The organism is Pseudomonas sp. LTJR-52 (assembly GCF_003691465.1).
GTDB lineage: Bacteria > Pseudomonadota > Gammaproteobacteria > Pseudomonadales > Pseudomonadaceae > Chryseomonas > Chryseomonas luteola.
The window spans coordinates 1,946,496-1,958,548 of record NZ_CP033105.1 but is presented as its reverse complement, the minus strand read 5'-3'; the positions used below and the strand labels follow the sequence as shown (position 1 = coordinate 1,958,548).

The window sequence follows — 12,053 nt, the reverse complement described above, 5'->3', positions numbered from 1 at the left end:
GCACCTTTTTTGGAAGTGGCGGCCGGAAGCGCTCCGGCCGGCCGTACAGATTACTCACTTGCGAGCGCCGCGACTACTGCCTCGCCCATTTCGCGAGTACCTACTTTTTGACAGCCCGCTGACCAGATATCACCTGTACGCAAGTTCTGGTCCAGAACACGGCTTACCGCCTGCTCAATTGCCTCAGCAGCCTTTGATTGGTTGAAGCTGTAGCGGAGCATCATGGAAACGGAAAGAATCGTAGCCAGCGGGTTGGCAATGCCCTGGCCGGCGATATCCGGCGCCGAACCATGACAGGGCTCGTACATACCTTTGTTATTGGCATCCAGCGAAGCGGAAGGCAGCATGCCAATCGAACCGGTTAGCATTGAGGCCTCATCCGACAGAATGTCGCCAAACATGTTGTCCGTCACCATCACGTCGAACTGCTTGGGCGCGCGCACCAACTGCATGGCCGCATTATCGACATACATATGACTCAGCTCGACATCCGGATAATCCTTGGCGACCTCCTCCACAACCTCTCGCCATAGCTGACTGGACTCCATGACGTTAGCCTTGTCTACCGAGCAGAGTTTCCTGCCGCGGACACGAGCCATTTCAAAACCGACACGTGCGATCCGGCGAATTTCGCTTTCGCTGTAGGGAAGCGTATTAAAACCCTCACGCTCACCGTTATCGAGCGTGCGGATACCGCGAGGGCCACCAAAGTAGATCCCGCCGGTCAGCTCGCGCACGATCAGGATGTCCAGACCTGACACCACTTCTGGCTTGAGGGTAGAGGCCTCCGCCAATTGCGGATAGAGAATGGCCGGACGCAGATTGGCAAACAGACCTAGCGCAGAACGAATCTTGAGCAAACCCTTTTCAGGACGAATTGCACGATCAAGCTTGTCCCACTTGGGACCACCCACCGCACCCAGCAGAACAGCATCTGCTGCCTGAGCCTTTTCAAGCGTCTCATCAGCCAACGGAACGCCATGCTTGTCAATGGCTGCACCGCCGATCACATCTTCGGTCAGCTCGAAATCCAATGCGAACATGTCGTTGACGCGATTCAGAACCTTAACAGCCTCAGCCATGATTTCAGGGCCAATGCCATCGCCTGGCAGAATGAGGATCTGTTTGCTCATTGTTATCTCACTTATCCATGGAAAAGTAGAGGTGGTGCAAGAGCACCACCCAGATCATATAGGCTGGGCCCAAAGTACCATCACATCGACGGTAAAAGAGCCGTCCTTGTCAATTTCGAAATAATGACGGACTTCCTGGCCAATCCGGCCTTGTACTGTGCGTATGGCCTGACGCATGGGCTCAGGCGTATTCATCCGCTCGGCCCACTCCAGGAAGTTCAAGCGCAGCCGCTGGCGAACACAGCGGGTTACTCCCAGACGAGCAACACCCAGCATCTGGAGCCACTCAGCCATGGAGTAGTCTCTGACGTGACTGTTATCACGCAGGATTTCTACGGTCTGAAGATAGGTATCAAGACGGGGGTTGGCAGGCGAGATAACATCTACAAACGCAGCCTGACCATTGAAACGCAGCACACGCCGTACCTCGCTCAGAGCTGAGCCGATGTCACGCCAATGATGCGCGGAATACCGACTAAGAACGAAATCAAAGCTGGCATCCCCAAACGGCAGACGCTCAGCCATCCCGGGTTGCACACTGATATTGTCGATGCCGCGCTCATTGGCCGTGCGCTTGACGATGGCTAGCATCTCTTCTGACAGATCCAATGCCACCACCGAGCCCGCCACAGGCGCAATGTTGTAGCTGACATGGCCGGCCCCACACCCTAGATCCAGAACCTTTGCCTGCTCGCGTTTGGCTACCTGTTCCCGCATCTCCTGCAGTTCAGAGCCTTGAGCATGGACGTTACTCCCCAGGTACGACTCAGCCATCGTACCGAATTGGGATTGGACAAGTTGTTCGTGATCACCAGCCATGTTGCCTACCTCATGCGTTTTGAAACAACCAGGGATTGGCCTGTTGGTATGTCTTTTCGAATGCCCTGACGGCATCCGCATCCTGCAGGGTCAGACCAATGTCATCCAACCCATTAAGCAAACAGTGCTTGCGGAACGCGTCGATTTCGAAGGGAATGGCTTTGCCATCAGGACGTTTCACAACCTGCGAGGCCAAATCGATTTCAAGGGTATACCCTTCTGTCGACTCAACCTGAGCAAAGAGTTCACTCACTTCCTGTTCTGGCAGGACGATTGGTAATAAACCGTTCTTGAAACTGTTGTTGAAAAAGATGTCAGCAAAGCTCGGAGCAATCACAGCGCGAAAGCCATATCCATCCAGCGCCCAAGGCGCGTGTTCACGGGATGATCCACATCCGAAATTTTCCCGCGCCAGAAGAATGCTGGCCCCCTGGTAACGGGACTGATTAAGCACGAAATCCGGATTGAGTGGACGCTGGCTATTGTCCTGCCCAGGTTGCCCTATATCCAGATAACGCCACTCATCAAACAGGTTGGGGCCAAAGCCGGTCCGCTTGATAGATTTCAGAAACTGCTTTGGAATGATCTGATCCGTATCGACATTGGCGCGATCCAATGGAGCAACCACGCCTGTATGCTGAGTAAATGCCTGCATGAGATGCTCCTTAAACGCGACCGAATTCACGAACGTCAACGAAATGCCCTGCGATCGCTGCCGCAGCGGCCATAGCGGGACTTACCAGATGCGTACGACCACCGGCACCCTGACGCCCTTCGAAGTTGCGGTTGGATGTGGATGCGCAGTGCTCACCGCTTTCAAGGCGATCCGCGTTCATTGCCAGGCACATCGAGCAGCCCGGTTCACGCCATTCGAAACCTGCATCGATAAAGACCTTATCCAGACCTTCCTTTTCAGCCTGGGCCTTTACCAGGCCAGACCCAGGCACCACCAGCGCCTGCTTGATGGAACTCGCCACCTTACGGCCTTTGGCGACAGCCGCCGCGGCGCGAAGGTCTTCAATGCGAGAGTTGGTACAGGAGCCAATGAACACTCGATCCAGACGGATATCAGTAATAGGCTGACTGGCCTGCAATCCCATGTATTTCAATGCGCGCTCAATAGAGCCACGCTTCACGGCGTCTCGCTCTTGGGCCGGATCAGGAACGGCTTGGTCTACCGCAACCACCATTTCAGGGGAAGTCCCCCAGCTAACCTGAGGCTTGATCTTGGCCGCGTCCAATTCGATGACGGTATCAAAGACAGCATCTTCATCAGAGACCAGCCCGCGCCATACCGCTACGGCTTGCTCCCAATATTCGGGCGCAGGGGCAAAAGGGCGCCCTTTTACGTAATCAATCGTGGTCTGATCGACCGCCACCATACCTACGCGCGCACCAGCCTCAATCGACATGTTACAAATTGTCATTCGGCCTTCCATCGACAAGGCACGAATAGCACTGCCCGCAAATTCGATGGCGTGGCCATTACCTCCCGCCGTACCGATCTTGCCGATCACAGCCAGAATGATGTCTTTGGCGGTTACGCCGAAAGGTAATTCACCCTCAACGCGTACCAACATGTTTTTCATTTTCTTCGCGACCAAGCACTGGGTCGCAAGTACGTGCTCAACCTCTGACGTCCCGATACCATGAGCCAAGGCCCCAAGCGCACCATTGGTGGACGTATGGGAGTCACCACATACCACAGTCATGCCGGGCAGGATGGCGCCCTGCTCTGGGCCTATGACATGCACGATGCCCTGGCGTACGTCATTCATCTTGAATTGAGTAATACCGAAGTCATCGCAGTTTTCGTCGAGCGTACGAACCTGAATGCGAGACGTCTCGTCCTTGATGGAAGCAATACCTTCCTTACGATCCGGCGTGGTTGGCACGTTGTGGTCTGGCGTTGCCAGATTGGCGCCTAGACGCCAAGGCTTGCGCCCAGCCAACCGCAGGCCTTCGAATGCCTGAGGTGAGGTCACCTCATGAATGATATGACGATCAATGTACAGCAGTGCCGAACCATCATCGCGCTGCTTGACCAAGTGCATATCCCAGAGCTTGTCGTAAAGGGTCTTGCCAGCCATCACTAACGTCCTCATCGGCGTGTTTCTATGCCCTTAGGGCTTGTAAGGTGATCCTAACGCTTGATGCTCTCATAAAACAAATTCATAATTTTCATGATCTGCATAACCATTAGGAATCCACCTTTTGGATCTGAATAACCTCAATGCGTTTATAGCAGTTGCTGAGAGTGGAAGTTTTTCCGAGGCAGGCGAACGGCTGCATTTGACACAACCTGCCGTCAGCAAACGAATTGCCAGCCTTGAACAGCAACTGGAAACACGTCTCTTCGATCGTATTGGGCGGGAAATCAGCCTGACCGAATCAGGTCGAGCACTTTTACCTAGGGCTTATCAGGTAAAAGACGCCTTGGCTGACACCCGAAGAGCACTGGCCAATCTCAATGGCGAGATTGCCGGCAAACTGATTTTAGCCACTAGTCATCACATCGGATTACATCGGCTACCGCCGGTACTCAGGAACTTTACACGCCTATACCCAAAAGTTTCTCTGGATATTCGCTTTCTTGACTCAGAAGCGGCATATGAGGAAGTGCTACAGGGGCGTGTGGAGCTTGGCATTATCACCTTGGCGCCAGAAGCATCGCCGCTTATCCAGGCCTCACCTGTCTGGGATGACCCCCTTGATTTTGTCGCAGCGCCTGAGCACCCCCTGGCCATGTCAGAGCAAATCAGTCTGGCTGACGTTGCTGCGCACCCCGCCGTTTTCCCAGGCGGAAATACCTTTACCCATCACATCGTGCGGGGCTTGTTTGAGGCGCAGCAGCTCACCCCCAACATTGCAATGAGCACAAATTATCTGGAGACCATCAAAATGATGGTCTCCATCGGCATTGCCTGGAGCGTTCTTCCACGGACAATGCTTGATGAACAGGTCGTGAGTCTCCCCTTGCCTGGAATACACCTCAAGCGTCGCCTGGGCTATATCGTTCACACAGAACGAACGCATTCCAATGCAGCCAAGGCCTTTATGAAGCTATTGAACGATTTGCATGTATGAATAAAAAAGGGGCCGCACATGGCGCCCCCTTTTCTACTGTTTGATGGCCGCTGTACTTAGGCACTCTGACCTTCCAGCGCAGGCTTTTCATCGGCACTCAACTGACCGTTGATAGCGATGCGCTTGGGCTTGGCCTCTTCCGGTACTTCACGTACCAGATCGATGTTGAGCAGGCCATTCTTCAAGCTCGCACCTTTCACCTCGATATGATCAGCCAGGCGGAAGGACAGCTTGAAGGCACGCTGGGCGATGCCCTGGTGCAAATAGGTCACGCTGTCGGCGCTCTTCTCACGGCGGCCGCTCTTCACAGTCAACACGCCCCGCTCCACTTCAAGCTCAAGGTCGTCTTCGGCAAGGCCGGCAGCCGCAATCACGATGCGATAGCGATCGTCGCCGTGCTTTTCCACGTTATAGGGTGGGTAGGAGCTACCCGACTCGTTGCGCAGCGCGGATTCGAACAGGTCATTGAAGCGGTCAAATCCAACGGAATGGCGGAACAAGGGAGCAAGAGAGAATGCAGTGTTCATATAGGGAATCTCCTGAGTCATCAGCAAGTTTCAACGCAAGGCCCGACTTCGGCGCCCTGCAGGATTCCATATAGGAACCCGCTCGCTTTTTTCAAGTGGTACGCCCGATGAACGGTAACTGAACTGGACTATGCAACCGAAGGAATTGAGGGCTGCAAGCCAAGCAGCGTATCGATCCGCTCGCATTCTGTCTCACGGCGTATTTCGCCAAACAACGTCAGCGCCTCCTCATAATTACGGGAAAGCATACCCAACCACTGCTTGAAACGTCCCGGCGCATAGCGTGGCGCCATCTTCTGGCGCGCTTTGAGCCAGAAAATCTGTAGCAGCGCGAACAGCTCTTCCCACTGCATAGGCTCAACATGCTCACCCTTGACGCTGGCCGCTATCTGTCGCGCCAGGTCAGGCCGGGAAACCAATCCACGCCCCAACATAACTTCCGCGATACCGCACACCTCACGGCACCGCCAGTAATCCTCCAGCGTCCAGATCTCGCCGTTAGCCAGTACAGGAACGTCGACGACTTCCGCAACCCTGGCAATCCACTCCCAGTGAGCGGGCGGTTTATAGCCATCTTTTTTGGTACGAGCATGCACAACCAACTGTTGCGCCCCGCCAGAAACCAACGCTTGAGCGCACTCCAGCGCGCCTTCAGGGCTGTCATAGCCCAACCGCATCTTGGCTGTCACCGGGATAGACGAAGGCACGGCACGACGAACATGCGAGATAATTGAGTGCAACAGCTCTGGCTCGTTAAGGAGGATGGCACCACCCCTGGAGTTGTTAACAGTCTTGGCAGGACAACCAAAATTCAGATCAATGACCGGAGCACCTAGCGTACAGGCGTACGCTGCATTCTCTGCCAGACAGACAGGATCCGACCCTAGGAACTGGACTCGCATAGGTACTCCCGCTCGCGTCATCGAGCCGCTTGCCAACTCCGGAGCGTATTTTTCATACGTTGCTAGAGGCAATAGCCGGTTGGTAATGCGAATAAATTCCGTGACACACCAGTCGATGCCACCTACCTGCGTCAACAGATCGCGCAGAATCTCATCAACCAGCCCCTCCATGGGCGCCAAAGCGATTTGCATGTAGACCTCTGGAACACTTAAAGCGAATCAGGCAGCGCCTGACCGTAACCCTGAATGAAAGCTTCAGGCATACGCCGCGGCTTACCCGAAGAGAGCTCTATACATACGAAAGTCGTTACTGCACGCAGCAAGGTCATACCATCGGACGGGCGCACCAGTTGAAAACGACGTGTCATACGTAGCCGCCTGTCCCAATCAGTCAGCCATGTTCCCAGCAGCAACTGATCACCCTCGAAAGCACTTGCGAGATAGTCGATCTCGTGCCGAACTACCGCCATGGCGCGGTCTAACCGGTGAAACTCGTTAACACCAAGTCCTAAGCTATTTGAATGCTGCCAGGCGCACTGTTCTAGCCAGGCGACGTAAACAGCATTATTGGCATGCCCAAGCGCATCGATGTCAGTCATTGATACCTGCAACGATATGACGAACGGATTTTCAAGTTCCCAGTTCATATAGCCTCGCCGGAACATGTCTGCGTAAGTTTTTTCAGGGCACAAAAACAAAGGGCTTGCATTTCTGCAAGCCCTTTGGGGTATGGCGCGCTCGAGAGGATTCGAACCTCTGACCGCTCGGTTCGTAGCCGAGTACTCTATCCAGCTGAGCTACGAGCGCGCAACTTGGTGCTTTTATATCCAGACCACCACTGGTAAAACCGGGTGTTTGTTAAACACCCTTCAAAATGGCGCGCTCGAGAGGATTCGAACCTCTGACCGCTCGGTTCGTAGCCGAGTACTCTATCCAGCTGAGCTACGAGCGCGCTGAGGGTGCACATTATAGGCTCATATCTTTCTGAGTCAAGCGAATTTCCTAATAGAATCAGAGGGATAGAACTCTGAATCGCTTTTCCCGGAGCCTGTAACGTAAATGGCGGTGAGGGAGGGATTCGAACCCTCGACACCCTTTTGAGGTGTACTCCCTTAGCAGGGGAGCGCCTTCGGCCTCTCGGCCACCTCACCGCGACGGGGCGTAATATACGCGATTTTTTCCCGTATGCAAGCAAAAAGTTAAATAAAAATCAGATGTTAGGTTCTTGGTCCTTTTCCTTTTGAATTCGCTGGTAGATTTCCTCACGGTGAACCGCCACTTCTTTAGGAGCATTCACCCCAATGCGCACCTGATTTCCCTTAACTCCCAAGACCGTTACGGTCACTTCATCACCTACCATAAGGGTTTCTCCAACCCGTCGAGTTAGAATAAGCATTCCTTTTCTCCTTTCGTTCAGGACCACAGTCTGCAAAAAAAATCAGGATCAATTCCGGGAACCCGCGATCCTTACTGATCTATTGACCAATACCGCCAGAAAGAAAGTTCCGGCGGCATGATCAAATCGATGGAAGGCATCCAAAAACGCCCTCCAGAGAGATTGGCTATTCGCTTACCCGAGCAGGCGCATCGAGTTCAAAAGCCGTGTGAAGGGCACGCACAGCCAATTCCAGGTATTTCTCTTCGATAACGACCGACACCTTGATCTCAGACGTCGAAATCATTTGTATGTTGATACTTTCTTTAGCCAACGCTTCGAACATTTGACTCGCCACCCCGGCATGAGAACGCATACCCACCCCAACGATTGATACCTTGGCGATCTTGGTATCACCGGTTGCCTCGCGTGCGCCGATGGTCGCTGCCGTCTGCTTTAGGATTTCAAGCGCATTCTGGTAGTCGTTACGGTGTACCGTAAACGTGAAGTCCGTGGTGTTATCGTGCGAAACATTCTGCACGATCATGTCGACCTCAATGTTGGCCGCACTGATGGGACCCAGGATCTTGAACGCAACGCCCGGGGTGTCTGGAACACCGCGGATGGTCAGCTTGGCTTCGTCACGATTAAAGGCGATGCCGGAGATGATCGGCTGTTCCATGGATTCCTCGTCATCAAGAGTAATTAGGGTGCCTGGACCCTCTTTAAAACTATGAAGTACGCGCAGAGGCACGTTGTATTTGCCTGCAAACTCAACCGAGCGAATCTGCAGAACCTTCGAGCCGAGACTGGCCATTTCCAGCATCTCCTCGAAGGTGATCTTTTCAAGACGACGTGCATGAGGCACTACGCGCGGATCAGTGGTATATACACCGTCCACATCGGTATAGATCTGGCATTCATCTGCCTTGAGCGCAGCTGCAAGCGCGACACCCGTGGTGTCGGAGCCGCCCCGGCCCAAGGTAGTGATATTGCCCTGCTCATCCACGCCTTGGAAACCTGCCACAACCACGACTCGCCCTGCCTTGAGTTCGGCACGGATACGATGTTCGTCAATGCTGACGATACGCGCCTTGGTAAAAGCGCTATCGGTCAGGATCCGGACTTGTCCACCGGTGAAGGACACGGCCGGAACACCCCGCTTGGTCAATGCCATGGCAAGCATGGCGATGGTCACCTGCTCACCTGTTGACACCATTACATCCAACTCGCGCGGGTTTGGCTGCGGCATGATTTGCTTGGCCAGGTCGATCAGACGATTGGTCTCGCCACTCATGGCAGAAACCACTACCACAATATCGTCACCGGCTTCGCGAAACTTCTTGACCTTTTCGGCCACCTGTTCGATGCGCTCGACAGTACCCACCGAGGTGCCGCCGAACTTCTGTACGATCAATGCCATTTGATTGCTGCCTAACGCGAGGGCGCTCATTTAACAATTCAGGTATACACCTGCCAAGGGCTCACAGAGCGCGATGCGAGCCCCATCGCTTATTCAATCACAATCCCGCTTCGGCAAAGCTGCGGGCCAACTCAAGTGCGCCTTCCAGCGCAGCCGGATCGGTACCGCCACCCTGAGCCATATCAGGGCGACCACCACCCTTCCCGCCCACATGCGCAGCAGCCTGCCTCATCAGATCGCCCGCCTTTAGTCGACCGGTCAGATCCTGGGTCACGCCCGCGACCAGCACGACCTTACCGTCTTGCTCGCCACCCAGCAGAATCACGGCAGAGCCCAGCTTGTTCTTGAGCTGATCGACCATGGCCATCAGCGCCTTGCTATCCAGCCCATCAAGGCGAGCAGCCAGCACCTTAACGCCCTTGATCTCGACGGCAGACCCCGCTAGGTCATTACCAGCTGCGCTGGCAGCCTTGGCCTTGAGCTGCTCAAGTTCCTTTTCTAGCTGACGGTTACGTTCAAGCACACCGGAGAGCTTATCGAGAACATTTTCACGACTGCCTTTGAGCAGACCTGCCGCTTCCTTGAGCTGCTCTTCCGCCTTGTTCAGGTATGCCAGCGCACCAGCACCAGTTACCGCCTCGATACGGCGTACACCCGATGCCACACCGCCTTCACTGATGATCTTGAACACACCAATATCACCGGTGCGGGCAACGTGAGTGCCGCCACAGAGTTCAATGGAGAAGCCGTCACCCATAGTCAGTACGCGCACGGTATCGCCATACTTCTCACCGAACAGCGCCATGGCCCCTTTGCGCTTGGCGCTTTCGATGTCCATTAGCTCGATTTGAACCGTCGTGTTCCGGCGAACCTCGGTATTGACGATTTCCTCCAGCTCCTTGAGCTGTTCAGGTTTGATAGCCTCGAAGTGACTAAAGTCGAACCGCAGACGCTGACTATCAACCAGGGAGCCCTTTTGCTGGACGTGATCGCCCAGTACCTGACGCAGTGCGGCATGCAGGAGGTGAGTCGCCGAGTGGTTAAGTGCCGTAGCCTGGCGCACAGAGGCGTCGACTTGTGTTTCCAGCGTCTCGCCTACCTTGAGCGTACCAGCGGCAACCAGGCCATGATGCAGGAACGCACCGCCTGCCTTGGTGGTGTCACGCACATCGAAACGCTGGCCGTCAGCGAACAGATAACCGCTGTCACCCACCTGACCGCCCGACTCGGCGTAGAAAGGTGTCTGATCAAGTACCACGACACCTTCGTCACCTTCAACCAGTTGAGGCACCGGGCTGCCCGCCTTGAACAGCGCAACGATCTTGCCATTACCGGCGTGACTGTCATAACCCGTGAAGAGCGTCTCGCCGTCGACTTTGACCAGACTGTTGTAGTCCACACCAAACGAGCTGGCCGAGCGGGCTCGCTCACGCTGAGCTTCCATTTCACGCTCAAACCCTTCCTCATCCAGGGTCAGGTTGCGCTCACGTGCGATGTCGTTTGTTAAATCAACGGGGAAGCCGTAGGTGTCATACAGCTTGAACACCACATCACCCGGGATCACATTGCCTTCAAGGCCAGCCAGATCCTGCTCCAGAATCTTGAGGCCCTGCTCCAAGGTTTTGGCAAATTGCTCTTCCTCAGTACGTAGAACGCGCTCGATATGTGCCTGCTGATCCTTTAGCTCAGGGAATGCCTGGCCCATTTCAGCCACCAGAGCCGCCACGATCTTGTGAAAGAACGTACCCTTGGCGCCGAGCTTATTACCGTGACGGCAGGCACGACGGACGATACGACGTAGTACATAGCCGCGACCTTCGTTGGAAGGCAGTACACCATCGGCAATCAGGAAGCCACAGGAGCGAATGTGGTCGGCTACAACCTTGAGCGAAGGCGCGTCATCATTGGCGCAGCCGATTGCCTGCGCAGAGGCCGCCAAAAGATTCTTGAACAGATCAATTTCGTAGTTGGAGTGAACGTGCTGCAGAACGGCACTGATGCGCTCAAGCCCCATCCCCGTATCCACACTGGGCGCCGGCAACGGGTGAAGAACCCCGTCAGCCGTACGGTTGAACTGCATGAATACGTTGTTCCAGATCTCGATATAACGATCACCGTCTTCTTCTGGCGAGCCGGGTGGGCCGCCCCAGATGCCCTCACCATGGTCGAAGAAGATTTCTGTGCAAGGACCGCAGGGACCTGTATCGCCCATTGCCCAGAAATTATCCGAGGCGTAGGGAGCGCCCTTGTTGTCACCGATACGAACCATACGCTCGGCAGGCACGCCAACGTCCTTGGTCCAAATGTCGTAGGCTTCATCGTCGGTGGCGTAGACGGTAACCCAGAGCTTCTCCTGCGGCAGACCCAGCCACTTGGGTGAGGTCAGGAATTCCCACGCGTAACTGATGGCGTCACGCTTGAAATAGTCGCCAAAGCTGAAGTTACCCAGCATCTCGAAAAAGGTGTGGTGACGTGCTGTATAGCCGACGTTTTCCAGGTCGTTATGCTTGCCGCCGGCACGTACGCATTTCTGGCTGCTGGTCGCACGGGTATAGGTGCGCTTTTCAAGGCCAAGGAAACAATCCTTGAACTGGTTCATGCCTGCATTGGTGAACAGCAGGGTTGGGTCGTTCGCGGGGATCAGCGAACTTGAGGCCACTCGAGTGTGCCCCTTCTCTTCAAAGAAGCGGAGGAAGGCTTCACGGATTTCTGCGCTTTTCATAAATTCTTCCAGACAGATACAGGGCTACAGCGCGCCAGCAAAGTCTTGCAGTATATCGGGACGGA

Annotated in this window: 11 protein-coding genes and 3 tRNA genes; 1 reads left to right on the top strand and 13 read right to left on the bottom strand. The window is 54.7% G+C overall.

The annotated features are described in order from the left end of the window. Positions 1 to 50 precede the first annotated feature (50 nt). From leuB to leuC, 4 genes are read right to left on the bottom strand one after another with little or no spacing between them, the layout of a single operon-like run. Complete coding sequence (leuB, locus tag EAW52_RS09115; protein WP_010794945.1) at positions 51 to 1,133, bottom strand: 3-isopropylmalate dehydrogenase; 1,083 nt, start codon at positions 1,131 to 1,133, stop codon at positions 51 to 53. Between the two features lie 54 nt (positions 1,134 to 1,187). Beyond that, positions 1,188 to 1,952 (bottom strand): class I SAM-dependent methyltransferase, encoded by a 765-nt coding sequence (locus tag EAW52_RS09110; protein ID WP_122042178.1) that lies wholly within the window; start codon positions 1,950 to 1,952, stop codon positions 1,188 to 1,190. 10 nt (positions 1,953 to 1,962) lie between these two features. Further along, complete coding sequence (gene leuD, locus EAW52_RS09105; protein WP_122042177.1) at positions 1,963 to 2,607, bottom strand: 3-isopropylmalate dehydratase small subunit; 645 nt, start codon at positions 2,605 to 2,607, stop codon at positions 1,963 to 1,965. A 10-nt stretch (positions 2,608 to 2,617) separates the two neighbouring features. Next, entirely contained in the window at positions 2,618 to 4,042 is a 1,425-nt protein-coding gene (leuC, locus tag EAW52_RS09100; RefSeq protein WP_122042176.1) for a 3-isopropylmalate dehydratase large subunit, read from the bottom strand. A gap of 124 nt (positions 4,043 to 4,166) precedes the next feature. On the opposite strand from leuC, the gene EAW52_RS09095 reads away from it, so the two are divergent. After that, on the top strand, positions 4,167 to 5,039 hold the full coding sequence (locus tag EAW52_RS09095) for a LysR family transcriptional regulator (protein ID WP_122042175.1): 873 nt from the start codon (positions 4,167 to 4,169) through the stop codon (positions 5,037 to 5,039). 56 nt (positions 5,040 to 5,095) lie between these two features. Here the strand turns inward: EAW52_RS09095 and EAW52_RS09090 are convergent, their stop codons facing one another. The 9 genes from EAW52_RS09090 to alaS form a co-directional block, all read right to left on the bottom strand. Beyond that, positions 5,096 to 5,566, bottom strand: coding sequence for an Hsp20 family protein (locus tag EAW52_RS09090; protein WP_010794950.1), 471 nt, complete (start codon positions 5,564 to 5,566; stop codon positions 5,096 to 5,098). Positions 5,567 to 5,694: 128 nt separating this feature from the next. Beyond that, positions 5,695 to 6,660, bottom strand: a complete 966-nt coding sequence (locus EAW52_RS09085) for a tRNA-dihydrouridine synthase (protein ID WP_122042174.1) — start codon at positions 6,658 to 6,660, stop codon at positions 5,695 to 5,697. 17 nt (positions 6,661 to 6,677) lie between these two features. Then, positions 6,678 to 7,115, bottom strand: coding sequence for a thioesterase family protein (locus EAW52_RS09080; RefSeq protein WP_122042173.1), 438 nt, complete (start codon positions 7,113 to 7,115; stop codon positions 6,678 to 6,680). Positions 7,116 to 7,198: 83 nt separating this feature from the next. Then, positions 7,199 to 7,275, bottom strand: a tRNA-Arg gene (locus EAW52_RS09075). A 68-nt stretch (positions 7,276 to 7,343) separates the two neighbouring features. Next, a tRNA-Arg gene (locus tag EAW52_RS09070) sits at positions 7,344 to 7,420 on the bottom strand. A 108-nt stretch (positions 7,421 to 7,528) separates the two neighbouring features. Then, a tRNA-Ser gene (locus EAW52_RS09065) sits at positions 7,529 to 7,619 on the bottom strand. Positions 7,620 to 7,678: 59 nt separating this feature from the next. Continuing rightward, positions 7,679 to 7,864, bottom strand: coding sequence for a carbon storage regulator CsrA (gene csrA / locus EAW52_RS09060; protein ID WP_010794953.1), 186 nt, complete (start codon positions 7,862 to 7,864; stop codon positions 7,679 to 7,681). 166 nt (positions 7,865 to 8,030) lie between these two features. Next, positions 8,031 to 9,266 (bottom strand): aspartate kinase, encoded by a 1,236-nt coding sequence (locus EAW52_RS09055; RefSeq protein ID WP_010794954.1) that lies wholly within the window; start codon positions 9,264 to 9,266, stop codon positions 8,031 to 8,033. A 97-nt stretch (positions 9,267 to 9,363) separates the two neighbouring features. Further along, positions 9,364 to 11,988: an alanine--tRNA ligase gene (gene alaS, locus EAW52_RS09050; RefSeq protein WP_122042172.1), complete on the bottom strand. Its 2,625-nt coding sequence runs from the start codon at positions 11,986 to 11,988 to the stop codon at positions 9,364 to 9,366. Positions 11,989 to 12,053 lie beyond the last annotated feature (65 nt).

Bases quoted from the DNA above. Each gene is read 5' to 3' on its own strand.
- leuB (WP_010794945.1), bottom strand. From the start codon at position 1,133: ATGAGCAAACAGATCCTCATTCTGCCAGGCGATGGCATTGGCCCTGAA.
- EAW52_RS09110 (WP_122042178.1), bottom strand. From the start codon at position 1,952: ATGGCTGGTGATCACGAACAACTTGTCCAATCCCAATTCGGTACGATG.
- leuD (WP_122042177.1), bottom strand. From the start codon at position 2,607: ATGCAGGCATTTACTCAGCATACAGGCGTGGTTGCTCCATTGGATCGC.
- leuC (WP_122042176.1), bottom strand. From the start codon at position 4,042: ATGGCTGGCAAGACCCTTTACGACAAGCTCTGGGATATGCACTTGGTC.
- EAW52_RS09090 (WP_010794950.1), bottom strand. From the start codon at position 5,566: ATGAACACTGCATTCTCTCTTGCTCCCTTGTTCCGCCATTCCGTTGGA.
- EAW52_RS09085 (WP_122042174.1), bottom strand. From the start codon at position 6,660: ATGCAAATCGCTTTGGCGCCCATGGAGGGGCTGGTTGATGAGATTCTG.
- EAW52_RS09080 (WP_122042173.1), bottom strand. From the start codon at position 7,115: ATGAACTGGGAACTTGAAAATCCGTTCGTCATATCGTTGCAGGTATCA.
- csrA (WP_010794953.1), bottom strand. From the start codon at position 7,864: ATGCTTATTCTAACTCGACGGGTTGGAGAAACCCTTATGGTAGGTGAT.
- EAW52_RS09055 (WP_010794954.1), bottom strand. From the start codon at position 9,266: ATGGCATTGATCGTACAGAAGTTCGGCGGCACCTCGGTGGGTACTGTC.
- alaS (WP_122042172.1), bottom strand. From the start codon at position 11,988: ATGAAAAGCGCAGAAATCCGTGAAGCCTTCCTCCGCTTCTTTGAAGAG.